Raw genomic sequence first — 828 nt, forward strand, 5'->3', positions numbered from 1 at the left:
CGGCGTTGCCTCCCGCCCGTCCCTACCGCAATTATCTCGAATGGCGCGCCGAACAGGACCAGGCGACGTCGCGGCAGGTCTGGGCGGCGGCACTCGAGGGTGTCGAGGGCCCGACCCTGCTCGCCCCCGCCGACCCGGGCCGAGAAATCTCCTCGCGGGCCGGTGAAGTAACCACCGATCTCGGCGAACACAAAACACGTGCCCTGTCCGAGTTGGCCGCCCGACTCGATGTCACCGTCAACACGGTCATGCAGGCGGCCTGGGGAATTCTGCTGATGCGGATGACCGGCCGCGACGACACAGTCTTCGGCAGCACCGTGTCAGGACGACCACCCCAGCTCGCAGGCGTGGAATCGATGATCGGACTGTTCATCAACACGGTACCGATCAGGGTGCGCGCAGACCCGGACCAGTCGATCACCCAACTACTGACGCGGATGCACCGTGAACAGGCCGACCTGCTCGACCACCTCTACCTCGGACTCACCGACATTCAGCACGCCGCCGGAACAACCGACGCCCTCTTCGACACGCTGACGGTGTTCGAGTCGTACCCCGTCGAGCAGACCACACTTACCGAACAGGCCGACGCACTCGACGGCATAACCCTCGCCGGCGTCAGGGCCAACGACAACACCCACTACCCCCTCGCCCTGAAAATCACCGACGACACCCACATCCGACTAACCCTGACCTACCTCCACGACCTGTTCGACGAACCATACGTCCAAGCCCTGCACAACCGATACCTGCATGTCCTCGAAGCCATCATCGCCGATCCCGACAGCCCGGTCGGCGACCTCGACATCCTCGACCCCGACGAAAAAC

The 828-nt window shown here is 64.1% G+C and carries 1 protein-coding gene; it reads left to right on the top strand.

The features are described from left to right. Positions 1–828 (top strand): condensation domain-containing protein (locus QM841_RS42835; RefSeq protein ID WP_283336789.1); only part of this gene is annotated, 828 nt, incomplete at both ends.

Origin of the sequence: Rhodococcus sp. IEGM 1307 (assembly GCF_030056915.1) — a bacterium.
GTDB lineage: Bacteria > Actinomycetota > Actinomycetes > Mycobacteriales > Mycobacteriaceae > Rhodococcus_F > Rhodococcus_F opacus_D.